The 25,543-nt window shown below is 64.0% G+C and carries 24 protein-coding genes; 10 read left to right on the plus strand and 14 right to left on the minus strand.

Annotated elements, in window-relative coordinates:
* Positions 1-18: 18 nt before the first annotated feature.
* The 4 genes from VNW74_RS12805 to VNW74_RS12820 form a co-directional block, all read right to left on the minus strand.
* A complete protein-coding gene (locus VNW74_RS12805) occupies positions 19-1,221 on the minus strand; it encodes an amidohydrolase family protein (protein WP_325677364.1) in 1,203 nt (400 codons plus the stop codon).
* Entirely contained in the window at positions 1,202-2,101 is a 900-nt protein-coding gene (locus tag VNW74_RS12810) for an enoyl-CoA hydratase (protein ID WP_325677309.1), read from the minus strand. Before VNW74_RS12810 ends, VNW74_RS12805 begins: the two co-directional genes overlap by 20 nt.
* Positions 2,102-2,228: 127 nt before the next feature.
* Entirely contained in the window at positions 2,229-3,269 is a 1,041-nt protein-coding gene (locus VNW74_RS12815) for a dihydrodipicolinate synthase family protein (protein WP_325677311.1), read from the minus strand.
* A 27-nt stretch (positions 3,270-3,296) separates the two neighbouring features.
* Entirely contained in the window at positions 3,297-4,094 is a 798-nt protein-coding gene (locus VNW74_RS12820; RefSeq protein WP_325677313.1) for an SDR family NAD(P)-dependent oxidoreductase, read from the minus strand.
* Positions 4,095-4,287: 193 nt separating this feature from the next.
* Between VNW74_RS12820 and VNW74_RS12825 the strand changes: the two genes are divergently transcribed.
* On the plus strand, positions 4,288-5,061 hold the full coding sequence (locus tag VNW74_RS12825; RefSeq protein ID WP_325677315.1) for a TetR/AcrR family transcriptional regulator: 774 nt from the start codon (positions 4,288-4,290) through the stop codon (positions 5,059-5,061).
* A gap of 15 nt (positions 5,062-5,076) precedes the next feature.
* Here the strand turns inward: VNW74_RS12825 and VNW74_RS12830 are convergent, their stop codons facing one another.
* The 3 genes from VNW74_RS12830 to VNW74_RS12840 are packed head-to-tail and all read right to left on the minus strand — an operon-like array spanning position 5,077 to position 7,545.
* On the minus strand, positions 5,077-5,964 hold the full coding sequence (locus VNW74_RS12830; RefSeq protein ID WP_325677317.1) for an enoyl-CoA hydratase/isomerase family protein: 888 nt from the start codon (positions 5,962-5,964) through the stop codon (positions 5,077-5,079).
* On the minus strand, positions 5,961-6,860 hold the full coding sequence (locus tag VNW74_RS12835; protein WP_414686671.1) for a FadR/GntR family transcriptional regulator: 900 nt from the start codon (positions 6,858-6,860) through the stop codon (positions 5,961-5,963). Before VNW74_RS12835 ends, VNW74_RS12830 begins: the two co-directional genes overlap by 4 nt.
* Before the next feature lies 1 nt (position 6,861).
* Positions 6,862-7,545 (minus strand): hypothetical protein, encoded by a 684-nt coding sequence (locus tag VNW74_RS12840; RefSeq protein WP_325677319.1) that lies wholly within the window; start codon positions 7,543-7,545, stop codon positions 6,862-6,864.
* A 120-nt stretch (positions 7,546-7,665) separates the two neighbouring features.
* Between VNW74_RS12840 and VNW74_RS12845 the strand changes: the two genes are divergently transcribed.
* From VNW74_RS12845 to VNW74_RS12870, 6 genes are read left to right on the plus strand one after another with little or no spacing between them, the layout of a single operon-like run.
* Entirely contained in the window at positions 7,666-8,487 is an 822-nt protein-coding gene (locus tag VNW74_RS12845; RefSeq protein WP_325677321.1) for an enoyl-CoA hydratase/isomerase family protein, read from the plus strand.
* Between the two features lie 22 nt (positions 8,488-8,509).
* The gene (locus tag VNW74_RS12850) at positions 8,510-9,331 is read left to right on the plus strand and encodes an enoyl-CoA hydratase/isomerase family protein (RefSeq protein ID WP_325677323.1); all 822 of its coding nucleotides are present in this window, start codon (positions 8,510-8,512) and stop codon (positions 9,329-9,331) included.
* Positions 9,328-10,128 carry an enoyl-CoA hydratase/isomerase family protein gene (locus tag VNW74_RS12855; RefSeq protein ID WP_414686672.1) on the plus strand — a complete coding sequence of 267 codons (801 nt, stop codon included), beginning with the start codon at positions 9,328-9,330 and terminating at the stop codon, positions 10,126-10,128. Before VNW74_RS12850 ends, VNW74_RS12855 begins: the two co-directional genes overlap by 4 nt.
* Positions 10,125-11,621: a class I adenylate-forming enzyme family protein gene (locus tag VNW74_RS12860; protein ID WP_325677327.1), complete on the plus strand. Its 1,497-nt coding sequence runs from the start codon at positions 10,125-10,127 to the stop codon at positions 11,619-11,621. Before VNW74_RS12855 ends, VNW74_RS12860 begins: the two co-directional genes overlap by 4 nt.
* Positions 11,611-13,185 carry a class I adenylate-forming enzyme family protein gene (locus VNW74_RS12865; RefSeq protein WP_325677329.1) on the plus strand — a complete coding sequence of 525 codons (1,575 nt, stop codon included), beginning with the start codon at positions 11,611-11,613 and terminating at the stop codon, positions 13,183-13,185. Before VNW74_RS12860 ends, VNW74_RS12865 begins: the two co-directional genes overlap by 11 nt.
* A complete protein-coding gene (locus VNW74_RS12870; RefSeq protein ID WP_325677331.1) occupies positions 13,175-14,755 on the plus strand; it encodes a class I adenylate-forming enzyme family protein in 1,581 nt (526 codons plus the stop codon). Before VNW74_RS12865 ends, VNW74_RS12870 begins: the two co-directional genes overlap by 11 nt.
* A 16-nt stretch (positions 14,756-14,771) precedes the next feature.
* Here the strand turns inward: VNW74_RS12870 and VNW74_RS12875 are convergent, their stop codons facing one another.
* The 5 genes from VNW74_RS12875 to fabG are packed head-to-tail and all read right to left on the minus strand — an operon-like array spanning position 14,772 to position 19,818.
* Entirely contained in the window at positions 14,772-15,452 is a 681-nt protein-coding gene (locus tag VNW74_RS12875; RefSeq protein WP_325677333.1) for a GntR family transcriptional regulator, read from the minus strand.
* Between the two features lie 2 nt (positions 15,453-15,454).
* Complete coding sequence (locus tag VNW74_RS12880) at positions 15,455-16,648, minus strand: acyl-CoA dehydrogenase family protein (RefSeq protein ID WP_325677335.1); 1,194 nt, start codon at positions 16,646-16,648, stop codon at positions 15,455-15,457.
* 19 nt (positions 16,649-16,667) lie between these two features.
* A complete protein-coding gene (locus tag VNW74_RS12885; protein WP_325677366.1) occupies positions 16,668-17,855 on the minus strand; it encodes a CoA transferase in 1,188 nt (395 codons plus the stop codon).
* Between the two features lie 2 nt (positions 17,856-17,857).
* Positions 17,858-19,081 (minus strand): acetyl-CoA C-acetyltransferase, encoded by a 1,224-nt coding sequence (locus tag VNW74_RS12890; RefSeq protein ID WP_325677337.1) that lies wholly within the window; start codon positions 19,079-19,081, stop codon positions 17,858-17,860.
* Positions 19,078-19,818, minus strand: coding sequence for a 3-oxoacyl-ACP reductase FabG (fabG, locus tag VNW74_RS12895; RefSeq protein ID WP_325677339.1), 741 nt, complete (start codon positions 19,816-19,818; stop codon positions 19,078-19,080). Before fabG ends, VNW74_RS12890 begins: the two co-directional genes overlap by 4 nt.
* A gap of 113 nt (positions 19,819-19,931) precedes the next feature.
* On the opposite strand from fabG, the gene VNW74_RS12900 reads away from it, so the two are divergent.
* Together VNW74_RS12900 and VNW74_RS12905 are read left to right on the plus strand one after the other, a co-directional pair.
* Positions 19,932-21,101 (plus strand): acyl-CoA dehydrogenase family protein, encoded by a 1,170-nt coding sequence (locus tag VNW74_RS12900; protein ID WP_325677341.1) that lies wholly within the window; start codon positions 19,932-19,934, stop codon positions 21,099-21,101.
* 78 nt (positions 21,102-21,179) lie between these two features.
* A complete protein-coding gene (locus tag VNW74_RS12905) occupies positions 21,180-22,001 on the plus strand; it encodes a mycofactocin-coupled SDR family oxidoreductase (protein ID WP_325677343.1) in 822 nt (273 codons plus the stop codon).
* Positions 22,002-22,008: 7 nt separating this feature from the next.
* Here the strand turns inward: VNW74_RS12905 and VNW74_RS12910 are convergent, their stop codons facing one another.
* Positions 22,009-23,115 carry a phosphotransferase family protein gene (locus VNW74_RS12910; RefSeq protein ID WP_325677345.1) on the minus strand — a complete coding sequence of 369 codons (1,107 nt, stop codon included), beginning with the start codon at positions 23,113-23,115 and terminating at the stop codon, positions 22,009-22,011.
* Positions 23,116-23,288: 173 nt separating this feature from the next.
* Here VNW74_RS12910 and VNW74_RS12915 point away from each other — a divergent pair, with 173 nt between their 5' ends.
* Complete coding sequence (locus VNW74_RS12915) at positions 23,289-24,722, plus strand: wax ester/triacylglycerol synthase family O-acyltransferase (RefSeq protein WP_325677346.1); 1,434 nt, start codon at positions 23,289-23,291, stop codon at positions 24,720-24,722.
* On the opposite strand, the gene VNW74_RS12920 is transcribed toward VNW74_RS12915, so the two are convergent.
* Entirely contained in the window at positions 24,719-25,525 is an 807-nt protein-coding gene (locus tag VNW74_RS12920; protein ID WP_325677348.1) for a lysophospholipid acyltransferase family protein, read from the minus strand. The two genes, VNW74_RS12915 and VNW74_RS12920, sit on opposite strands and share 4 nt — an antisense overlap.
* Between the last annotated feature and the right edge of the window lie 18 nt (positions 25,526-25,543).

Genomic DNA, 25,543 nt, shown 5'->3' on the forward strand with positions numbered 1-25,543 from the left:
TTACGCGGCCTTGAACGTTCAAGCGGCCGATCCAACCTTGACGTCCAGCAAATCCAATGCGTTGTCGCGCATCACCTTTCGAATGTCAGCGTCACTGAATCCGACCAACTCCTCGGTGAACGACACCGGATCCTCCAAGCCTTCGCCGTGCGGCCAGTCCGATCCGAACAGAATCTTGTCGACGCCGATCATTGACGCCAAATCCGGCAAGTCATCCTCGTAGTAGGGCGCGATCCAGACATTGTTGCGCAGCTGCTCCACCGGATCCTCGGGGAACAGGCTGGGGTGATTGTTGGCCACCTTCTTAAGGCGCTTGATCAGCCGGTGCACGAAGTATGAACCGTTCTCGATGCTGACCGCCTTCAATCGCGGGTGGCGAGTGAACACCCCGTGGACGATCATCGAGGCCATCGTGTCGTGAATCGCGCGGTCGTCGACGAGTACCTGGTCCAACGGATTTGAACCGCCGAACGCCTCGAACGTCGACTTGCCGCCCCACATCGCGGCCACCTGCAGGTAACCGCTGTCGCTCAAGTGGAAGCCAACCGGAACGCCCGCCTCGGCCAACGCGGCCCATACCGGATCATGGGCGGGGTCGCCCAACGACCGTGGCCTGACCACACCGGGCACCGGCGCGGGCCGGACGAGGATCAGCTTCGCACCGCGCCCTAACACGAATTCCACCTCGTCGAGGGCCGCGGCGGGATCGGCCAGCGAAATGATCGGCGCAGCGATGATCCGATGGTCGGGCCGATCGAAGCCCCAGTCCTCATCCAGCCAGAGGTTGAACGCATGCAGTGACGCCATCGTCGCGTCGACGTCGTGCTTGAGCGCTTCCTCGACGCCACACGCGAATGTCGGCAACATGAACGCCGTTTCAATGCCTTGGGTATCCATCACCGTAATGCGGGCCTCGCGGTTCTGGTATTCGGGGTGCGCCTCGAGCCGGTCGACCTTCATCAGCGATGCCGGATCGACGCCTTCCGGAATCTCGCCGCGAAACAGCAAATCCAGGCACCCGGGCACGATGATCGGGTCGAACGTCGGGTTGGGGATGAAGCGATTCACCCGGTCCCCGATGACCGCTTGGGTGTGCTTGCCGTCCCTGAAGATCTGCACGCCACGTCGGCGGAACTTCTTGTCCAGGTGCCGGGTGAAGGCGTCCAGCGGTTCGTAGTAGTGATTGTCGACGTCGATCGCCTTATAGCCCAAGTTCGCCATGATCATCCTTTCCGGGACCGCAAGAGTCATTCGTGATCGTCGAAGCGCTCAGCCCGGGAAAGCTCGGCGCTCGCTTGTCGAGGAAGCTGGTAATCCCTTCGATGACATCGGGACGTTGCAGCGACTCGTGCAGTAAAGCTTCGGCCCGCGAACTCGCTTGCACCACCTCGCGCATGGCATCACCGTAGGTCTGACGTTTGATGACGGCCATCGATGCCGGCGAGCAGTTCTGGGCGATGTCTTCGGCGTATTCCATCGCGCGTTTCATCAGCCGTTCGGGCGGGACCACTTCCTTGACCAGCCCCAGGTCTGCCGCCTCGTCGGCAAGGAAGGTTCGGCCGCTCAACAACAGGTCGAGCGCGACACCCCAGCCGGTCAGCCGCGGAAGTATCCATGAGACGCCGTATTCGGCGATCAGGCCGCGCCGCGAAAACGACGCCGCGAACTTGGCTCCGGTGGCGGCGAACCGCACGTCGCACATCAACGCCTGGGTCAGGCCGATGCCGACACAGGATCCGTTGACGGCCGCGACGACTGGTTTGCACAGCGTCGTCAAATAGTGCGGTTGCCGTTCCCCGACGAGGCTTGCCAACTTGCCTTCGTCGGTCTGCTCAATCGACTGCGCCACGCTTCCCATCGAACCGAGCTGAGCGCCGGCGCAGAACGCCTTACCGCGACCGGTCAGCACGATGACCCGAACGGCCGGGTCCTCTTCGGCCCGGTCCAATCCCGCGTAAAACGCGGTCGCGATGTCACCGCCCCACGTGTTGAGACGATCCGGCCGGTTCAACGTCAAGACAGCGACACCGCTCGCGGTCACCTCATAGATGACTGCGTCGTCCTGGGCGGAGTGGGCGACGACGTCGTCGGCGGTACTCATCTGCGCCACTCCTCCCCGATCTCAGGCAGCAACTTCGGCGAAGTTTGTATCCATACTGTATACCTATCGGTACTGCATTCCGCAACTGCCGTTGCACACCACACAATGGGGTGCGAACAGCCAAAATTCACTGCCCGACATGTGATGCCAGCGCCATTGACGACGCATCGACAAGCCCGATGCGCCGATAGGCGTTTTCGATCTGAGCCTTGCCCTCCGGCGGCAGCTCCGCTTGCGGCGGTCGGGAATGCGGATAGGCACCGATGGGCAGGCCGAGTACCGACGCTGCGTATTTGAACGCGCCCCCCCAGTGGGTGAAGTAATCGGCGCGACCGGGATAGCAGGTGAACCACGATCCGAGGTCGACCTCGAGTTGGTCGAGACCCGATTCACGACCGTAATCCATCGCCTCGACGAGCTTGTCGCTCAACACCAGGTCCCAATATTCGGAGAGCAGCGGCCGCCGCGGGGTCTCGAACAGGTAGCCGGCCGTGCCCAGCTGGGCCGGGCAGACGATCCCGTGGCGCAGCCACCCGGCGCGGTAGACGGTTTTTTCGCACTCCCAGATCACCAGCTCGGGCGCCAACTCATGTAACAGACGGCTGTTCGCCGGGCGGAAGGCGCCCTCCTTCGTTGCGCAGACCGCGGGGACCTCGTGGTGGATCCGCGCGCCCTCGGCTGCCGTCAGCACGTATCCCGAGGACGGTGAATTGAACATGCCCAGTGCGATATCGGTGCGCTGACCGATGTATTTGAAGAACCGCAGCACGCCTTCGCCGCCGTGCGCCTCCATCATCGGGGTCTGGATGTAGGCGATGTCGGCACCGACGCGCTGGGCGTGCAGGGTGAGATCCAGGCAGTCCTTGGCCGACATGGCGGCTGTGCAGGCCTGCACCACGATGTCCGGGTTAGCGGCTCTGGCTTCCTCGATCGCCACCTCCAGCAGGCGCTTTCGTTCGTCGAGCGTCAATGACCAGAACTCCGCGATGCCGCTGGTGCACCACAACATCGGGTGCCCGAGATCGCTGACGCAGTAACGGACCAGCGTCCGATATGCGTCCCAGTCGATGTCGTCACCGTCAGTGCCGCAGAACGGTGTGTACAGAGAATCGCCGATTCCCCGTAGAGCGCTGCGCGCCCAAGCGCGTGCCTCGCGTGCGGTGGCCATCATCGACTCCTTCCCAGTCGGTGACGGTCAGGTGAAGTCCGAACCGCCATCGACATTGATATTCGCTCCGGTCATGTATGAGTTGCGGCGCGATGCCAAAAACGCCACAACTGAACCCATTTCGTCGGGCAGCCCGGCCCGCGGCAGGTGGGCAGGATGCCCGAAGTGCTTGGCGATGGCGTCCATCAGCCGGTAGGGGTCATCACCGTCGACCCCGACCGACTTGGCCCAGCCGACCAGCGACTCGGACGCGATGCTGCCCGGGGAGACCACGTTGACCAGGATCTCGTCCTTGGCCAGCAACAGCGACAAGTTTTTGGAGATACTCGTCAGCGCCGATTTGGCCGCTGTGTACGCCGGGAGTATGACGCTTTGACGCTGGGTGGAGTGCGCCGAAAAGTTGACGATCCGTGCCCACGCCGCCTTCCGAAGTAGCGGAAGAGCCGAACGCACGCAGCGCACCATGCCCATCACGCCGTCGTCGAAAGCCTGGCGCCACTGCTCGTCGGTCAGGTCGTCGAAGCTGCCGACGGCGCCTGGCCCGACCGCGTTGATGAGCACATTGAGTTCGCCGTTCCATCGCTCACCAAGCTCGCCGAATACACCGCTGACTTGTTCGGCGTCGCCGATGTCGGCTACCAGCCCGAGGGCATCGGGGCTGCCACGATCAGTCAGGTCTGCTGCCGCGCGGTCCAGGTCGGCCCGGGACCGGGCGAGGATCGCGACGCGGGCGCCGTCGTCCGCTAGGCAGCGCGCGGCGGCCAACCCCATGCCGCGGCCACCGCCGACGACGACTGCGGTGGCGTTTGTCAGCCCTAGATCCATGGCAAATGCCCGGTTATCTTTCGCTTGCCGCCATGCGTATCAAAAAGTTTACTATAGGTATTACAGTAGCAGACGGGGACGGCGACACGGCTGCGTTACCGCAGATCACCGGGCAACTGACGGTAGATTCGACGCAAGCGGCCGCGAGGCCGGAACGGCATGCGCAGCATGGATCTCGATGGAGGTGCCCGCAGTGGCCAAGCAAGCAACCGCCGAGAAGCGTCAGCGGCGCGAACGCGGGTCCATCAATCCCGATGACATCATCAGCGGCGCCTTCGAGCTCGCAGAGCAGGTGTCGATCGACAACCTCAGCATGCCGCTGCTCGGCAAGCATCTCGGCGTGGGGGTCACCAGCATTTACTGGTACTTCCGCAAGAAGGACGATCTACTCAACGCGATGACCGACCGCGCCTTGCGCAAGTATGTGTTCGCCACTCCGTACGTCGAAGCCAAAGACTGGCGCGAGACACTGCGCAATCACGCTCGCTCGATGCGGAAAACCTTCATGGGCAACCCGATACTGTGCGACCTGATTTTGATCAGGTCGGCGCTTAGCCCCAGGGCGGCCCGCCTCGGAGTTCAGGAGATCGAGAAGGCCATCGGCGGTCTGGTCGAGGCGGGACTGTCGCCGGAGGAAGCCTTCGACACCTACTCCGCGGTGTCGGTTCACGTGCGAGGTTCGGTGGTACTGCATCGGCTCCAGGAGAAGAACCAGGCGACGGAGAACGGGGCACGCACAATCGAGGACGCGATGGTCATCGATCCCGAGAGCACACCTCTGCTGGCCCAAATGACCAGTAAGGGCCACCACATCGGCGCCCCGGACGACAACAACTTCGAATACGGCCTGGACTGCATCCTCGACCACGCCAGTCAGCTGATTGAGCAGGGATCGAAATCGACTGTCCGTCAACGCAAGTCGACCAAGTCGAGTCCCTCCGGCGGACGGCCCAAGACAGCGCGCTAGCGCCCGCGAAAACCGTTAAGGCGACTCGGGTTCAGGCACGTCAAAATGCTCGTCCCGAAGCCGGAACGCCTCTTTCGTGCCGTGCTGCGCCCGCGTCTTGACGAAGTTGAACTCCCCCGGCGCGAATTGCAGGTTGGTCCCGAACGCGTGGAACAGATAACTGGCCACTTCCTCACCCTGGTAGGCCTGGCTCTGCTCGACAAGGCGAAAAGCCTCTTTGGCGATCACGACGCCGTCGGCCGGCATTTTCGCGGCCTTCTCCGCCCAGTACCTGGCCCGGGCCGCAACCAGGCCGGGATCGCACGTGTCGGTGAAGATTCCCAGGTGCTCGATTTCACCGGCCTCGATGATGTCGCCGGTCAGCAAAAGGCGCCGCGCCAGCACCGGCCCCAACCGATGGAAGAACATGTGCAGGCTGCCCAGCGCAGGCCCGAGGAAGCGAGTGGCGGGCATGCCGATCTGCGCGTTGCGTGCAATCACCGCGATGTCGGTCATCAAAGCGATCTCGAACCCGCCGCCGAGCGCGTAGCCGCTGATCTCTCCCACGGTGACCTTCGGGAAGCCCATCAGGTTGTGGTAGAAGCCGAACGACTTACGGTCCACCGTGAGCCGGCGACGTTGACTGGGACGGCTTTTGACTTCTTGGGCGCCCTGCTCGCCGTACCAGCCGTAGGCGTTGTTCATGTCCGCCCCGGTGCTGAAAACACCTTCCGCTCCACGCAGCAGCACCACAGTGAGATCGTCGTCTTCGGCTACCCGGTCCAGGCAGCGGGCGAGGGCGTCACGCATGGCGGCGTCGTAGGAGTTGCGCTGTTTGGGGTTGTTCAACGTGATCGTGGCGATTCGTTTTTCGGGTTCGACTTCGAACAGCACCCGATCATCTGAAGCGTCCGAAACCGTCATGCGCCAGACTCCTTCCTGCTCTGGGCGTACGCCCCCTCGCCGCTGCGCGGCTGGGGGTACCCCCACCCGCTTGCGGCGGAGGGTCGGCCGTTGTGTCGGAAGCGCGAGTCCAGTCGCGAACCGATTTCCGACATCAGCTTCGCCTCAATGGTTTTGTCAGTGCCGAAGGCAAGCGTCTTGTGGCGAGCCGCGGCCAGGTGATCCTGCGCCAGCCGGACCGCCCTCGCCGAATTGCCATCGCGGATAGCGTCGAGCAGGCGCTGATGGTCACGCAGCGCGGCTCGCCTGGTCTTGTCCACCATCGGCGCGGGTTCGGCTGGGTCACTAGAGTCACCCCACACCGACGACTCGTGCGCAGACCAGATCAGCTCCAGCGAGCCGATCAGCAGGATCATCGGCTCGTTGCCGCATCGAGACACCAGCGTTTCATGAAATCGGCGGGCATTCGTCACATACTGTGAGACGTCGTCGAATTGCGCTGTTTGAAAATCGATTTCACGCTGCAGATACGGCACCACTTCGGTCATCCGGTCGTCGCGGGCAGCGCACATCCCTGCGCAAATTGGCTCGAGATGCGTCAGCGCCTCGCTGACGTCCACCGGTGTCGCGGACCTGGCCTGCAGAACCATGCTGATCATGTGCGCGGTCCGCTCGGCCGTCGGCCGCTGGATGACCGCTCCACCGACATTGCCGCGACGCACCGAGATCAGCCCGTCGGTCTCCAGGATGTGGATTGCCTCTCGCAACGCGGGTGGGCTCACGCCGAATTCGCCGAAAAGCCGTTCCTGAGAGGGCAACACATCGCCTTCCTGCAGGCGGCCGGACAGGATGTCGTCCCGCAACTTCGAGGCGACAATTTCCGCGACGCGGGGTTGACGAAAACGCTGCGAGGCCATGTCAGGTCTGCTCGGCTCGTCGCTTGCCGAATCGAAACCCGGTCAACTTGTCCGGCGTCTGCGCCAGTGTGTTGACCTCACCGGTGCATAGCACCTCGTCGTCAAGCAGCAACCTGGCCGTCGAGGTGATCCCGCGCTCTACCTCCGAGCGCGCAATGTCGAAACGCAGGTCGGCCAGTACCGGCGTAGGACGGCGGAAAGTGACCTTGAGCGAACGGGTCTTGCCGGCGAGTCCGGCAAGACAATTCTGGTGCTGCATGACGCAGTCGAAAAACACCGCGAGGAAGCCGCCGTGAACCAATCCCGGCGGGCCCTCGTACACCAGCGGAAAGGCGACGCGGCCGGACGCGCTCTCGGCGTCGAACTGGTCGAAATGGTATTCCGGAAAGCAGGGGTTGAACGCACCGATGTCGGTCGCGTGGTCGAGATAGATGCGCCGGCTGCCATCGTCGTCGGAACCGATTCGGGGGGCGCTGTCCGGCGGAACCGCCGCGCTCAGCTCGCTTTCCCAATCGCTGATCTGCGTCAGGATCGCGTCCACCGTCGGGTGGGCATGCTCCAGGGACAGCAGCAGCGAGCTAAGTCGGCGGATGGCGCCTGCGGCAGCGACGGTCTGGGCGAGCGGCGCTTCGCCGAATCGCGAGCTGGGCCGCGCGGGAACAGCCCCCGTTTGTTGTTCGCCCATAGGCCCTCTTCCCCATGCAGCTGTTCCGTCGCCGGGCTTTCCTTGCTAAGTTATACAGCGTAGCAATCGTATTGCCTACTGTAGGGGTAACCGTATCGGCGGGGAAGGGCGGGTTCGACGGTGAGTCATGACCTGGACTCCAAAGCCGACGGCGGCTCTCTCACCACGAGCCGTGACGGCGCGGTGCTGCGGCTCACGCTCGATCGGCCCTCGCAGCGCAATGCGTTGAGTCATAACATGATCGAGACCTTCGTCGCCGCGCTGACCGACGCCGCCACCGATGACACGGTGCGGGCCATCCATATCCAGGGCGCCGGCGACCACTTCTGTGCGGGCGCCGACTGGGTTGCCACCAACAGCGACGGCGACTCGCGGCCCCGCACCGGCGATCTCGTTCGCCGCGTTCCGCACGCCGCCCATCGCGTGATCGAACTGGTGCACAGCATCCACTTGCCGGTCGTCTGCAGCGTCCGGGGATTCGCCGTCGGCCTCGGGTGCAACCTGGCACTGGCCGCCGACTTCACTGTGGCTGCGACCGACGCGGTGTTCTGGGAGCCATTTGTCACCCGCGGATTCAGCCCGGATTCCGGTGCGACCTGGCTACTCCCCCGGCTGATCGGGCTGGCCCGCGCAAAGCAGATGCTGCTGCTCGGCGACAAAGTCAGCGCAACAGATGCTGCGGACTGGGGTTTGATCCACCGAGCGGTCCGCCCGACAGAGCTCGACGACGCCGGCGACGAACTGCTGGAACGGTTGGCCGCCGGGCCCACCGTGGCGCTCGGCCTGACCAAGCAAGCCCTGCATTACGGCCAGCACGCAACGCTGAGCCAGTCGATGACGCAAGAACTCTTCGACCTCGAACTCTCCTGTCGAACCAAGGATTTCAAAGAGGGCCTCGCCGCGTTCCGCGAACGGCGCCCGCCGCAGTTCCATGGCCGATGACACTCAACAACAAGGAACGCTGATGTCTGCAAGCTCTGCTCGGTCATACGACACCATCAAGTACGAAGTCGACGGACACAAGGCCACCATCACCTTGAATCGGCCCGACGCCCTCAACGCACTCAGCCCGCACATGGTCACCGAGCTGCGCAGCGCATACAGCGAGGCCGAAAACGATGATGCGGTATGGATTCTCATCGTCACCGCCACCGGCCGGGCGTTCTGTACCGGCGCTGATGTCAAGGCGATTCCCGGTGACGGGAAGGTGATCAACGAGCGGCCCTATCTGTCCACTTACGAACAGTGGGAGGCACCACAAGAAGGCACTCCGCCCTTTCGCACCATGGCCAAACCGGTGCTCGCCGCGATCAACGGAATCTGTTGTGGCGCGGGACTGGATTGGGTCACCACTGGCGACATCGTCATCGCATCCGACAAGGCGACCTTCTTCGACCCGCATGTCAGCATCGGCCTGGTGGCCGCACGTGAGGTGGTCCGGGTGGCCCGAGTGCTACCGCGCTCGATTGCGCTGCGCATGGCTTTGATGGGCAAGCATGAGCGGATAAGCGCCCAGCGGGCGTACGAGCTCGGCTTGATCAGCGAGATCGTCGAGCACGACCGTCTACTGGAACGCGCCCACGAGATCGCCGACACGGTCAACTCCAATGCGCCCCTCGCCGTCCGGGGCACTCGACTGGCCATTCTCAAGGGCCTCGACCTACCGTTGCACGAAGCCGAGATGCTGGCCGAAGCATTTCGCGAACGCAACCTGCACACCGAGGATGCCCTCGAGGGGCCCAAGGCGTTCGTCGAAAAGCGACCACCGGAATGGCAGTGCCGATGAACTTCCAGACGATCCAGCTTCAGGTGGACGGCGCCGACCGGGTCGCCACTATCACCTTGAACCGGCCCGACCAGCTCAACGCTTTCAACCGAACGATGTGTGACGAGATGACCCGCGCTTGGCGGATCGTCAAGTCGGACGATTCGGTCAATGCCGTGGTGCTGCGCGCTGCCGGTAGCCGAGCGTTCAGTGCCGGACTCGACATCAAGACACCTTACGGTCAACCCGAGAACGTTTGGAATCACGAGGATCCCGGCGAGGCACTCAGCCCGAAGTGGCAGAAGATGTGGAAGCCGGTGGTATGCGCGGTGCAAGGTATCTGCACCGCGGGCGCCTTCTACTTCATTAACGAATCCGATGTGGTCATCTGCTCGACCGACGCCACGTTTTTCGACTCCCACGTGTCGGCGGGGCTGGTCTGCGCGTTGGAGCCGATCGGGCTGATGCGCAAAGTCGGCCTGGGCGAAGCGTTGCGGATAGCCCTGATGGGGAATGACGAACGGGTCGGTGCCGACACCGCCCTTCGCGTTGGGTTGGTGTCGGAAGTGGTCTCCCCCGAACGCTTGTGGAGCCGGGCGCACGAGATCGCCGCGACGATTGCAGCCAAGCCGCCGTCGGCCACCCAGGGCACGGTCAAGGCGATCTGGGAATCGCTGGACAAGCCTTACCGGGCGGCACTCGATCAAGGCCTGATCTACACCCGGCTGGGGAATCCGATCGGGACCGCCGAGCTGGCAGCACGCGACTCAGATCCCAGCGGTCCGAGTGGTCCTCTGCCGGATCCGAGGATCCGGTGACGACGCATCCGCTCAGTCGGCGGATCGCCGACGTTCTGGGCTTGCAGCCCGATGCGCCGGCTCTGGAGTATGAGGGCCGATGGGTGTCGTGGGGCGAGCTGCGCGCGTTGGCCGACCGGATCTGTTCGCTCGTTGGTGATGGCAACCAAGACCGGCAGATCGGGATCCTACTGCGGAATCGTCCGGTGCAAGTGGCCACCCTGCTCGGCGTGCTGCAGTCCGGAGCGACAGTGGTCGTCATCAACCCGGCCCGCGGCGATGAGCGCACCCAAACCGACGTCAACCAGCTGAGACTCCCGTTGATCGTCGGCGAACCCGGCGACTTGGCGACGCTGGACGGGCCGTCCGGCACGGCAGTGATATCAGTCTCGGACCTTGCCGCCGCGCCGCAAGTTGTTGCGGGCGAGGAGGATCGCACCGGCAACGATGTGCGGCCCGGCGTCGCGGTCCGGATGCTGACCAGTGGAACGACCGGACCACCCAAACGCGTGGACCTCACTTACGACATGCTCGCGCACAGCGTGATGGGTCCGGAGGATGACCGGTCGGCCGCACCGAGGGAGCTGCGTCGTGGTGTCGCGATCGTCAACTCGCCGTTGGTTCATATCGGCGGGGTGTTCCGAGTACTGCAATGTGTCGCCGACGGGCGACCGTTTGTGCTGCTGGAGCGATTCGAGCTCAGCCGCTGGACCGAAGCGGTGCGCAGGTATGGACCACGCACGGTATCGCTCGTGCCGGCCGCGCTACGCATGGTGTTGCATTCCGACCTGCGTCGGGAGGATCTGGCGAGTATCCGTGCGGTGACTTCGGGTACCGCGCCGCTGTCCGCTGAAGACGCCGACGCGTTCACCGAAAAATATGGAATTCCAGTCCTGACTTCCTATGCTGCAACCGAATTCGGCGGCGGCGTCGCGGGCTGGACGTTGCCCGACCACCAAACGTATTGGCAGGCGAAGCGCGGCAGCGTCGGGCGCGCAAACCTGGGAGCCCAATTGCGGGTGGTCGGCGACGACGGCACCCCGCTCGGGCCCGACCAGGTCGGGTTGCTCGAGGTCAAGCCCGGACAGCTGGGACCCTCCGCGCAGTGGATGCGCACCACCGACATGGCACGCATCGATACCGACGGCTTCTTGTGGATCATCGGCCGAGCCGATCAAGCGATCATCCGCGGCGGCTTCAAGGTGATGCCCGATGATGTACGCACGGCGCTGGAGAGCCATCCCGCGGTCGCAGGTGCCGCGGTGGTCGGGCGGCACGATGAACGCCTCGGGGAGACACCGGTCGCGATGGTGGAACTGCGAGAGTCAGCATCGGTCGACGTCGGTCGACTCGCTGATTTTCTGCGGACGCGGTTGGCACGCTATGAGATTCCCACCGACATCGCCGTCGTCGACCGACTCCCGAGAACACCGTCAGGCAAGCCGGACCTGAGCGCGGTCCGGCGCTTCTTCAGCCAGGCCGTCTCCGCGGCGCAGGGCGACCATGCCGACTGAATCGCCGACGGTCGGCGAAATCCTGCGGCAGCAAGCCCGCGGCAGAGGTGATCATCCGCTACTGATCTGCGACACCGAACGCATCAGTTACGCCGAAGCCGACCGTCGCTCCGCGCAATTGGCGCGTGGGCTCGTCGCGCTCGGCGCGGGTAAAGGCAGCCATGTCGGATTGCTTTACCCCAATGGGGTGGCATTTGTCGTCGGCATGCTGGCAGCCGCGCGAGTCGGCGCCGTCGTTGTCCCGTTTTCCACGTTCGCGACTACACGCGAGCTGCGCGACCAACTGGTGAACAGCGACACCCAGATTCTGCTTGCCGCCCCGTCCTACCGCTCTCACGATTACGTGCAGCAGCTCACCGACGTACTGTCGGGCTCGAGACTCGACGAAGATGATCCGCTATTCAACAGCGCCGCACCACAATTGCGGCATGTGATCTTCGATGTCCCACGCCTCCGTCGGCTGAGCGGGACCGTCGATGAAGAATTGCTGATGGCGATGGAAGACGACGTCGACGGCTCGGATCCGCTGTCGCTGGTCCACACCTCGGGCACAACCAGCGCTCCCAAGGGGGTCCTGCATACCCACGCCGCACTGCTCAACCACCAGAAAAATCTCAACGCGATCCGTGGCCTGACCGCCGCCGACAAGCTGTTCTGCAATTCGCCGTTCTTCTGGATCGGCGGATTCGGGTTCGCCTTGCTTGCCACATTGCTCGCCGGATCGACACTCGTGTGTTCCGATGCCGAAGATTCCGGCCAGACCCTCGATCTGCTCGAGGCGGAAAGAGTAACCATCACCAACGGTTTCGCTGCCGGGATCGCGCACCTGGCGCGACACCCGAGTTTCGACGGACGCGACGTCTCGTCGATGCGGCGCGGCAACCTGTATCCGATTATGGCACCCGAGGCGCGGCCGGCTGATCCGGAGTTGCGGCACAACATGCTCGGATTGACCGAGGCCGGCAGTGTGGTCCTGATCAGCGGCGACGAGGGCGACCAGCCGGAGCAGCGGCGTGGCTCGTTCGGCAAGCCCGCGCCAGGCTTGGAAACCAAGATCGTCGAACCCGCGACCGGAACGCCAGTCGAGGACGGCGCACTCGGAGAGCTGTGCATCCGCGGGCCGTGCCTGATGCAGCGGTACTACAAACGCAGCCGGGAAGAATGTTTCGACGCCGACGGCTGGTTCCACACCGGTGACCTGGTTGCAGCCGACCGTGACGGATTCTTCTACTACATTCGCCGCCGAGGTTCGATGATCAAGACCGCTGGCGCGAACGTCTCGCCCGCCGAGGTCGAGCAGGCGATCGCCAAGGTCACCGGCGGCGCCGTAGCTCACGTACTCGGCATCCCCGACGCCGAGCGCGGACAGCTGGTCGCCGCCGTCGTCGTGCTGGAAAACGGCGACCACTTCGACGAAACCGCGCTGCGGCGCAAGCTCGCGGCCGAACTCTCGGCCTACAAGATCCCCATGCGGTTCGCGGCGCTACCCGCTGCCGAGGTTCCGCTTTTGCCCAGCGGCAAAGTCGATATGCGGCAACTGAGGCGAGTGTTCGATGCCGGATGAAGTGCCGACCGGCCGCACCATCGACGAGCTGATCAGGCTTCGCTCCGCCCGCGGCGAGGTCAAACGGATGGTGATCGACCCTGCCGGTCGGCTCAGCTACCACGAACTTGACACAACCACACGTGATTTGGCGGCGGTGCTCATCGAAGCCGGGATTGTCAAAGGCGCACGAGTGGGGCTGATCATGCCCAACGGTGTCCGCTGGGTGCAGATCGCGATCGCGGTCACTCGGATCGGCGCGGTGCTGGTTCCGCTGAGCACGCTGTTGCCGGCACGGGAATTGGGGGCGCAACTGCAGGCCGCATCCGTGCAGTTCCTGGTCAGTGTGGAGGAGTTTCGCGGCCACCGATACCTTGACGACCTCCGCTCGGTTCTCGATGTGCGTGATTTGGGCGGCGCGCTGCAGCATCCCGAACTTCCTGCGCTGCGCCGGGTTTGGATGGCCGATCAGTTAGCAGAGCCCAACGCCCGCGAGTCAACCTCAGCTATCGTCGACGCGCTGGCGGCGACGGTGACGCCCAGTGATCCGCTGGTCATCATGTTCACCTCCGGCAGCAGCGGCCCGCCCAAGGGCGTCATCCATTCACATGGCAGTGCGCTGGGCGCCGTCGCAGCGAGCTTGGCAAGCCGTTGCATCGATTCCGACACCCGGCTGTATCTGCCGATGCCGTTTTTCTGGGTCGGTGGCTTCGGCAGTGGTGTGCTGTCCGCGCTGCTGGCCGATGCCACCCTGGTGACCGAAGAAATCCCTCGACCGCAGACCACGCTGCGCCTGTTGGAGCGTGAGCGGGTGACGTTGTTCCGGGGCTGGCCCGATCAAGCCGAGGCCCTGGCGCGCCATCCGTCCCGCCGCGAGACGGATTTGTCGGCGCTGCGTCCTGGCAGTCTGGAAGCGCTGCTACCCCCCGAGCAACGTGGGAAGCCCGGTGCGCGGGCGAGGCTGTTCGGCATGACCGAAGCTTTCGGACCCTACTGCGGCTACCCCGCCGACACCGACATGCCGCACTCCGCCTGGGGCAGCTGCGGCAAGCCGTTCCCCGGAATGGAGGTGCGGATCACCGACCCCGACTCCGGACAGCCGGTATCGACGGGAACCATTGGGATGATCGAGCTTCGGGGACCGCACACCCTTCGCGGGACATGCCGGCGTAGCCGCGACGACCTGTTCACTTCCGACGGGTTCTACCCCACCGGTGACCTTGGTCAGCTCGACGACGATGGTTTCCTGTTCTACCACGGCCGATCCGACGACATGTTCAAGGTCAGCGGTGCCACCGTCTATCCCGCCGAGGTAGCGCAGGCGCTGCGGGAAATCGACGGCGTCGATAACGCCTTCGTCACCAATGTGTCCGGCGCGCAAGGAGATCAGGTCGGCGCGGTGGTGGTGTGCGACACCAGCAGGAAGTCCGCCGAGCAGCTCCGTGGATGCGCCCGCGAGCTACTCAGCTCGTTCAAGGTGCCCAAACTGTGGCTGCTCGTCGACTCTGACGACGTGATTCCACGCGGTCCGACCGGCAAGGTCGATGCGCGGCGGCTGCGCGAGCTACTGGCCGTCGTCCCACCTGAGTGACCGCGCCTCCCGCCGGCTAGCCGGCACCCGGTTCGACCACGCCATGCTCGACGAGGTGGTTGATCAGCGGAGCCGCACCAGCGGCGAGGTGCTCCGACATGGCTTTGCGGGCAAGCTCGCCGTCGCGTTTGGCCAGCGCCGTCAACACCCGGCGATGGTCTTTTATCGATTGGCGTGGCCAGCCCGCGACGGTGGGAAATACGGATTCCGGTGCATAGCGGGTGATTTGCAACATCAATTGAGCCAGCTTCGGCGACTCGGCGGCAACGTTGATCGCCCGATGAAACTCATGATTGAGCCGGACGGTTCGTTCGTCGTCGCCACCGGCATAGGCTTCCTCCAGCTGGGCCTGGATCTCCTTGAGCTCGCGTAGCTGGTCGTCGTCGATGTTGGTCGCGGCCCGAGCGGCGAGCTCGCCACCGACATGCGCCTGGACGTTGGCCACATCCGTGAGATCTCGTCCAGTCACCGGTAACACCACGAAGCCACGGCGCGGCTGCTGGGCGAGCAGACCCTCGGCGCGGAGTTCGAACAGAGCCTCACGCACCGGCGTGACGCTGATCCCCAACTCCGCAGCCAACTGGTCCAGCCGGACGTACTCGCCCGCAGAGTAGGTGCCGTCGAAGATCCGCTTACGGACAAAGCGCGCAACATCTTCCGAGAGCTGCGGACGCGCGGCGAAATCCGGAACGCTCACGGTCAAATCCGGTACTCGGCGAGCAAGCGCTTGCTGATGATGGACTTCTGTATCTCGCTGGTCCCCTCGCCGATGAGCAGAAACGGGGCGTCGCGCATCAGCCGTTCGATTTCATACTCCTTGGAGTACCCGTAGCCGCCGTGGATGCGGAAGCTCTGTTGGGTGACCTCCGAGCAGAATTCACTGGCGAGGTATTTTGCCATGCCCGCGGCGACGTCGTTACGCTCACCGGAGTCCTTCAGTCGGGCGGCATTGACCATCATCAGATGCGCAGCCTCGACTTTCGTTGCCATTTCCGCGATTTGAAATGCGATGGCCTGGTGTTCGGCGATCGGCCTGCCGAAGGTGTGACGCTGCTGCGCGTAACGCACGGCGAGCTCGAACGCACGCAGGGCCACCCCACAAGCCCTGGCCGACACGTTGACCCGTCCGACCTCGATACCGTCCATCATCTGGTAGAAACCCTGCCCCGGGGTACCACCCAGGACGTCGTCGGCGCCGGTCACGTATCCGTCGAAGATGAGCTCGGTGGTGTCAATCCCCTTGTAGCCCAACTTGTCGATCTTGCCCGGTATCAGCAGACCGGGTTTCACCTCGCCGAAGCCGGCCGGCTTCTCGATGAGGAATGCGGTCAGGTTGCGGTGCGGTGTGTCGGCGCCCTCGTCGGTGCGAACCAACGCCGCCACCAAAGTCGAGCTGCCGCCATTGGTCAGCCACATCTTCTGGCCGTTGATGGTGTAAGTGCCGTCGGCGTTGAGAGCCGCGCGGGTGCGGATCGCGGCGACGTCGGAGCCCAGCTCTGGTTCGGACATCGAGAATGCACCGCGAACCTCGCCGACTGCCATGCGCGGCAACAGGCGTTGCTTCTGCGCGTCGGTGCCGTGCCGACGCAGCATGTACGCGACGATGAAATGCGTATTGAGCACCCCCGAGATGCTCATCCACCCGCGTGCCAATTCTTCGACGCACAAGGCGTAGGTCAGCAGCGATTCACCCAAGCCGTCGTACTCCTGCGGGATCATCAGGCCGAATAGGCCCATCTCCCGCATTTGATCAACGATCGCCTGCGGGTAGGTGTCAGTGCGTTCCAGCTCCGGTGCGTTGGGAATGACTTCCTTCTCGACGAATTGCCGTACCGTAGCGATGATCTCGGTCTGGAATTCGTTGAGGCCGAACGTCTCTGCGAGTTTGGTCATATGGCGCCCATCTCCTTGGTCAGCAGGCGATCGTTTTGGCGCTGGTCAGTCGTGTGACGTCGGCTGCGCTCAGCCCCAACCGCCCGGTGAGCAGATCGGCGGTGTCGCCGCCGAGTCTGGGCGCCGGTTCGGCCGCGAGATAGCCACCATCGAAGACGGCCGGGTTCCCGGGCGCAAGATAGTCGCCGAGGCCGTCTTGGTGCAGCCGAGAAAACAGCGGATTCGCTGTCACCCGTTCGTCTTCGGCGACCTGCGCGAAAGTCCGGTAGCGCTCGAACAATACGCTGGTGCCCGACAGCGCCTTGGTGATCTCCTCGGCGGTGTGATCGGCGAACCAGGTCGCGAATAGTCCGCTCAGCACGTCGCGGTACCGATAGCGCTCGCCCTCGTCGCTGAAGTCGGCGGCGAGCGACTCGGCGAGCGCCGAAACGGCTGCGCCGGTTCCCGATACCTCGACAAAGTCGTGAAAGTGCCGTTTCGTCAGCGTGACAACCATGAATCCGACGCCGTCGCGGCTGGTGAAATCCTGGCCGTACTGACCATAGATCGCGTTGCCCAAGCGTTGGCGTTCGGTGCCGTTCACCTGCGGCTCGGTCAACCATCCCAGGTTGCCCGCGGTGGCCAGCGCGACATCTTCCAGCGCGATGCTGATTTTGGCGCCGACTCCGGACTGGTCTCGGCGACGCACCGCGGCGACAACGGCAAGCGCGGCATACAGGCCACAGCACACATCCCAGGCCGGCAGCACATGATTGATCGGACCGGCGTGGTTCGCCGGCCCGGTAACCAACGGAAATCCGATTGCCGCGTTGACCGTGTAGTCCACGCCGGTGGAACCGTCACGACGGCCGAGCAGCTGGACATGGATCACGTCGGCGCGTGTCGCGGCGAGCGCTTCAAATGACAACCAGGACAAGCCCGCAGCATTGGTCACTACGACGCCGTCGCCCTCGACGATCAGCCGCTGAATCAGCTCCTGTCCTTCGGATGAGCGCAAATCGATGGTGGCCGAACGCTTTCCCTTATTGAGACCGGTCCAGTAGATCGATGTCCCGCTTGCGGCCAGTGGCCAGCGACGAACATCGGATGCGCCGCCGATCGGGTCGACTCGTATCACCTCCGCGCCCAGTTGGCTCAACGTCACGCCGCACAGCGGCGCCGCGACGAAGCTGGAAACTTCGATGACGGTGAGGTCGGCCAAGGGCATGGTCACCGCGGCCCGACCCGTTCAAAGACCGCGGCCAGACCTTGTCCGCCGCCGATGCACATGGTTTCCAGCCCGTAGCGCGCGTCCCGCCGAGTGAGCTCGCGGGCCAGCGTGGCCAGCATCCTGCCGCCGGTCGCGCCGACCGGATGACCCAGTGAGATTCCCGAGCCATGCACGTTCGTCCGTTCCCGGTCGGTGGCGCCGAAATGCCACTCCCGCATTACCGCCAGAGCTTGCGCGGCGAATGCCTCGTTGAGTTCGATGACGTCGATGTCGCTCATTTGCAGTCCCGCTTTGGCGAGGGCGACCTCGGTGGCCGGTACCGGGCCAATGCCCATCACGTCGGGCGCCACACCCGCGACGCCCCACGACACCAGCCGGACCAGTGGGGTCAGGCCGAGTTCGCCCGCCTTCTCTGGCGTCGTCACCAGACACATGGATGCCGCGTCGTTTTGTCCGCTGGCGTTTCCAGCGGTCACCGTCGCATCTGGATCATGCTCTAGCAGAACAGGTTTGAGCTTGCTCAGCGATTCGACCGTGGTGTCGGTGCGCGGGTGCTCGTCGGTGTCGATCAGCTCCTCGCCCCGCCGGCTGCGCACCGTAACCGGAATGATCTCTTCGGCCAGAATGCCGTCCTTCTGCGCGACCACTGCCCGCTGGTGCGACGCCACCGCGAGCTCGTCCTGCTCTTGCCGCGAGATGCCGTATTGGCGCCGCAGATTCTCCGCGGTCTCCAACATCCCGCCGGGCACCGGATAGTGACGACCACCGGCGGTGCTACGTCCCCGGGCCAGCCCGTCGTGCACCCGCACACCACCGCGGGCACCGCCCCAACGCATGTCGGTGGAATAGAAGGTGACGTTGCTCATGCTCTCTGCGCCGCCGGCGACGACGAGATCGTTGTCGCCAGCGCTGACCTGTAGACACGCCTGGATGACCGCTTGTAGGCCCGATCCGCAGCGGCGGTCTACCTGCATGCCGGGCACCGTTACCGGCAGCCCCGAGTCCAGTGCGACGACACGCCCGATCGCCGGTGCCTCGCTGCTGGGGTAGCAGTGCCCGAGGATGACGTCCTGCACCGATTCGGGTGGGATGCCGGCTCGGTCGAGCAGCCCGGTGAGAGCGGCCACGCCCAGGTCGACAGCGGTCTGCGATTTGAACATTCCGCCGTAGCGGCCGATCGGTGTCCGTACCGGCTCGCAGATCACGGCGTGGCGCGTGCTCACAGGTGCCTCCCGCCGGTCACCTCGAGGACGGCTCCGGTCATGTAGGACGACAGATCGCTCGCGAGGAACAGTGCGACCTTAGCGACCTCTTCGGGCTCGCCGGCTCGTCCCATCGGTATCTCGGCCAGCTTCTCGTCCCAGATCCGTTGCGGCATGGCCTCTGTCATCGCCGACCTGATCAGCCCTGGCTGGATCGCGTTGACCCGAACACCGAGATGGGCGAGTTCCTTGGCAGCCGCCTTGGTCATGCCGACGATGCCGGCCTTGGCCGCCGAATAGTTGGTCTGGCCGACCATGCCGACCTTTCCGGAGATCGACGACATGTTCACGATCGCCCCGCGCTTGTTCTCCCGCATGATCGCTGCGGCCTTGCGAAGCCCGTTCCAGGTTCCCTTCAGATGCACGGCGATGACCTGATCGAACTGCTCTTCGGTCATCTTGCGCATCGTCGCGTCGCGGGTGATGCCGGCGTTGTTGATCATGATGTCCAGCCCGCCGAATCGGTCGACGGCGGCGGCGACCAGGGCGTCGACGTCGGCCGCGGAAGTCACATCGCAGCTGACCGCCACGGCGACGTTATCGCCGCCGAGTTGCTTCGCCGCGGACTCAGTTGCCTCGAGATTCACGTCACCGAGCACTATCCGTGCCCCTTCGGCAACGAACCGTTGCGCTATGGCGAAACCCAGACCTTGGGCACCGCCGGTGACAACCGCGGTCTGACCCTTCAACAACGACACCTGATCACCGTCTTCCTTCTAGACCCCGAACCCCAGACATCATCACACATCGTATTTCATATATGATCGCGCGGGTTAGCCGCCATCGGGTTACCCGGAAGGAGCGTTGATTCATGGCTACTGCGGTCGTCGACGACGACGACTTTCAGCAGATCCTCGCCCAGACCCGGCAGTTCGTCCGCACTGTGGTCGTCCCACGGGAGCAGGAAATTCTTGCCACCGACCGGGTGCCGGATGATCTGCGCGACCAGGCTAAGAACATGGGTTTGTTCGGGTATGCCATTCCCCAGGAGTGGGGTGGACTCGGGCTCGATATCACCCAAGACGTCGAGCTGGCGATGGAGTTGGGCTACACCTCGCTGGCGCTTCGCTCGATGTTCGGCACCAACAACGGCATCGCCGGTCAAGTCCTGGTCGGATTTGGCACCGATGAGCAGAAGGCCCGCTGGCTGGAAGCGCTGGCATCCGGAAAGGTCGCCTCGTTCGCGCTGACCGAACCCGGGGCGGGATCCAACCCGGCAGGGTTGCGCACCAAGGCCATTCGGGACGGCGCAGATTGGCTGATCTCCGGCGAGAAGCGGTTTATCACCAACGCACCGGTCGCGGATTTGTTTGTGGTCTTCGCCCGGACCCGCCCCGCCGACAACGCCGGACCGGGCATCGCCGTCTTCCTGGTTCCCGCGGACACCGCCGGTGTCGAGATCGGGGCGAAGGACGCCAAGATGGGCCAGGAAGGCGCCTGGACCGCCGACGTGCGCTTCACGGATGTGCGTGTCCCGGCCGGCGCGCTGGTCGGCGGCAGTGAGGACGTCGGCTATCGGGCGGCGATGACCTCTCTGGCACGCGGGCGGATCCACATCGCCGCACTCGCCGTGGGAACCGCTCAGCGGGCACTGGACGAATCCGTGACGTACGCGGCCACCGCCACGCAGGGCGGCACCCCGATCGGGAACTTCCAACTCGTGCAGGCGATGCTCGCGGACCAGCAGACCGGGGTGATGGCCGGTCGCGCCCTCGTCCGTGACGCGGCCCGGCTGTGGATCACCGACCAGGACCGGCGGATCGCGCCGTCGGCAGCGAAGGTGTTCTGCACCGAAATGGCCGGCAAGGTCGCCGACCTCGCCGTCCAGATTCACGGCGGGAGCGGATACATGCGCGACGTGCCGGTGGAACGCATTTATCGCGACGTTCGGGTGCTGCGACTCTATGAGGGAACCAGCGAGATTCAACGGCTGATCATCGGGTCGAACCTGGTCAAGGCGGCGCAGCGCAAGCGGTCATGATCGGGTGTGCGACGACGCAAGCGCCGCTGGACGCTGCTATCGTTCGCATTACAGTGACGTTTACGATATGGAGCACGCATGAGTGGCCGGCTCACGGGCAAGGTGGCATTCATCACCGGAGCGGCACGGGGCCAAGGCCGCGCGCACGCCGTCCGCATGGCCCGCGAGGGCGCCGACATCATCGCCGTGGACATCGCGGGCAAGCTCCCGTCCTGTGTGCCCTACGATTCGGCAACCCCGGAAGACCTGGCCGAAACCGCAAGGCTCGTCGAAGCCACCAACCGTCGAATTGTGGCTTCAGCAATCGATATTCGTGACTTCGACGGTCTGCGCGAGGCGGTGAACGCCGCGGTAACCAAGCTCGGGCGGCTGGACATCATCGTCGCGAACGCCGGCATCTCGGCTCCACAGGCGTGGAACGAGATCACTCCCGAATCGTTTCGGGACGTGATGGACGTCAACGTGACGGGAACGTGGAACACGGTGATGGCCGGCGCGCAGAAGATCATCGACGGCGGTCGCGGCGGGTCCATCATCCTGATCAGCTCCGCAGCCGGCATCAAGATGCAGCCGTTCATGGTGCATTACACCGCCAGCAAGCACGCCGTGACCGGGATGGCTCGCGCGTTCGCCGCCGAGTTGGGCAGGCATTCGATCCGGGTCAACAGCGTGCACCCCGGTCCGGTCAACTCCGCGATGGGCAGCGGAGAGATGGTCGCCGCGGTGGCCAGGGCGACCGAAACCTATCCGCAGCTGGCGAATGTGCTCACGCCGTTTCTGCCGAATTGGGTGGCACAGCCCGAAGACATCGCTGACGCGGTGTGCTGGTTGGCCGGCGACGAATCACGCAACGTCACCGCCGCGGCGATCTCGGTCGATCAAGGCTCCACGCAGTACTGATTCGCGTCTATGGCTCGGTTGATGGCGTCTGCGCTTCGCCAGACGCGTACTGGCCGATGAGATCCAATGTGCCGAGGTCGCGGATCGCCCGGCAGCCGCGAGACAACATGGTGAGCACCATGTCATCACCGCGGTCGGTGGCGGTGGCGAACGCGAATCCCAGAGCGGAGATCAGCAGCGCCTGCGGCATGCCGAGCCGGTAATCGCGCCAACACGTTTCGCCGTCGTAGTCGGTCACACCGAAGCCGGAAAGAGCTTGGTAGTACTCGTCGACAAGATCCTTCTCGATCGCCGAGCGCAGCTCTGGCCTGAGGCTGGTTGCGGTGAAGTAGGCGAGATCACGTGCGGGCAGCCCTACCCCAAGCGTCTGCCAATCCACCACCGCGACCCGGCTGGCGTCCGGATAAAACAGCATGTTGTCGAGGCGGTAGTCACCGTGCAGCAAGGCAAACCGATCCTGCTCGGCAAGCAGCCAGGGCTCTACCAAACCCATTGCGGCGATGAAGGTCTCGCGGTCGGCTTCGGTCATGCGATCACCGAGCTTGTCCAGAGTGATGTCGGCGCTCAACCGTGCCACCTCGCCGAGACCTTTGGCCGATGCTTCGTCGGGTCGGGCGAAGGCAATTCCTGCGAAATCAAGCCAGACCGGATCACACCAGCTGGGCCCGTGCAGGCCGGCCACCGCGATGACGGCCAGCCGTGCCTCCTGCTCGCCGCAGCCCGCGATTTGGTCGCCCTGCACCGCGGGCGCCTGATCGGCCAGCAGCAGCGCATAGTCAAGAGCGTCGTCGCTGATCTCGCAGTAGAAGCACTCCGGCGTCGGTATCCGTACCCGGTTCGCGACCGCGTCGTAGAAGGCACATTCACTGCGATAGCCGATGGTCACCCGATCACGCACGGTGTCGTCCTGAGCAGGCAGTTTGATCACAAAGGTATCCGGCAACCCACCCGCATTGCTCGCATAGCTCGCCGACACCCGATACGTCGCGCCGGTCTGCCCGGTGCCGATGGCGACCACGTCCACTGCGGACACCTGCACCGGGGTGTCGCCGCTGCTCAGCACAGCCGAGAGCCACCCGGCGGTGATGTCGTCCGGGTATCGGGGAATGGACATACCGATGCTTGCGCCCTCCCGGTGACACCAATACTCGGACGTTCACGCCCGACCGACCCGACAACTGTATGCCATACGGCATGCGCTGCCACCAGGCCCAATGGGGATTGCCATAAATGCTCGCATGTCATCTCGGGCCGACTAAAATTACGGAAGGACGGACGGGGTGTGCTGTGAAGCGGCTCAACGGTATGGATGCGCTGCTGCTATATAGCGAGACACCGAACCTGCACACCCATACGTTGAAGATCGCCGTCGTAGACACCGCGCGCTACCAAGACGAGTTCAGCTTCGAGTTGTTCGGGCGCACGCTCCGCCAACGGCTGCATCTGCTCGATCCGCTGCGCTACCAGCTGGTCGACATTCCGTGGCGGCTGCATCACCCGATGTGGCTGGAGAACTGCGACGTTGATCTTGACTATCACCTGAGGCGAGTGGAAGTACCGGCTCCCGGGGGGCGACGAGAGCTCGACCAGGTCATCGGGCAAGTCGCCAGTACCCCGCTAGACCGGAGCCGTCCGCTATGGGAGTTTCACTTCGCCGAGGGCATGGCAGATCACAAGGTCGCACTCATCGGCAAGATCCATCATGCCTTGGCCGACGGGGTGGCATCGGCGAATCTGCTTGCCAGCGCTATGGATCCAAGAGAACCCGTGCGGGGTGACGATCCGACCGCCACCATCTGCGTAGCGCCGCCGAGAGCCGAACTGCTGCGGGCAGCGGGGCGAGACCACGCGCAACAAATCGCGGCACTGCCAGCAGTCATCAAGGACGCAGTATTGGGCTTTCGGCGGATGAGGCGGCATTCAAAGCAACGTGTCGAGCAACCAGACCTGGCTGGACCCTTGCAGGCGCCTCCGACATTCATCAACCACGTGATCGCGCCGGCGCGGAGATTCGCGACGGCGACACTTTCGCTCGCCCAGGTGAAAGAAACCGCGAAGCATCTGCAGATCACCATCAACACCGTAGTGCTGGCGATAGCGGCAGGAGCCCTACGGGAACTGTTGCTGCGCTACGACGGTAGGGCCGACCGCCCGCTCGTCGCGTCGGTATTGGCCAGCACGGACAAATCACTGAACCGGATCACCGGCAACGAGCTGAGTGGAATGGCGGTGTCGCTGCCGGTGCACATCGACGATCCGGTGGAGCGCGTCCGGCTCACCGCGTTGGCCAACACCTTCGCAAAAGAAGACTTCGAACTACTCGGCCCCGAGACGTACGGCAGGCTAGTTGCGTATCTGCCGACGATTGCGGCTCCCCCTGCGTTGAGATGGTTGTCGAAAAGGAGCGGCCGCAACAGGCTCTTCAATCTTCCGATCTCCAACGTGGCAGGCCCACGCGAGCGCCTCCGCTTTGGCGGCGCGCCGGTCAGTGAGATCTATTCGTCTGGTCCACTGCCGCCCGGATGTGGAATCAACATCACGGTGTGGAGCTACGTCGACCAGCTCAATATCTCGGTGATCGCGGATGATCGCACGTTCGATGACACCCACGAGGTGACCGACGCGATGTTCCACTCCTTCTCTGAAATACGCAGTGCATCAGGACTTTCCGGCGAGTTGACCGAGGTTCGCACGGCGATGCCCGGAGCCAGCGCCGTTTAGCCAAGCACCGGAAGCCGCCGCTGCCGGGCTAACCGGTTAAGTGCTGTTTGCATCACCGATCGAACGTAGGCATCAACCTGGTCGACGTCGGGGTGCTCGCCGAATAGCGCGTAGGGGTCGACAGGCTCCAACACCTCGGTGACAATTTTCGTCGGCAACGGGACGTTGACCGGCACAAGCATGCTCAGCCCGAACGGAAACCCTATGGTGAGCGGCAAAATATCGGATCGCAGCCGTTTGAGGCCCAACCGTTTTGCCAACCAGGTTCCCCGGTTCAGAAACAGCTGGCTCTCTTGACCACCGATCGACACCGTCGGCACGATCGGAACTCTGGCATCGATCGCGGTCCTGACATAGCCGGCGCGACCGTTGAAGTCGATAACGTTCTGGGCCAGGGTCGGCCTGTATGCGTCGTAGACTCCGCCGGGAAACGTCAAGACGATACCGCCCGAACGCATTGCGGCGGCAGCGTTTTTTCGGCTGGCACGGATGACGCCAACGCGGGTCATCCAATCGGACAACGGTCCGAGGAAAAGCCCGTCGTGACCGAGGGTGTATAGCGGGCGCTGGTAACCAACAGCGTTATAGAAGGCCGATGCAAAGATCAGCACATCGGGGGTGAGCATGCCGCCGGAATGGTTGGAAACCACCAGTGCCCCATTGGTGGGCGGGAATGACTCCAAGCCTCGCACTTCGGGACGAAACCAGCGCTTTGCTAACGGTGCTGCAGCGTTGATCAGCCGTGCCGTCAGGTCAGGGTCCCAGTTGGTGAAATCGTCGCTGCCAATGTCGTCTGTTGTCATAGCTTTCCAAGTTGCCGT

The organism is Mycobacterium sp., from assembly GCF_035570115.1.
GTDB lineage: Bacteria > Actinomycetota > Actinomycetes > Mycobacteriales > Mycobacteriaceae > Mycobacterium.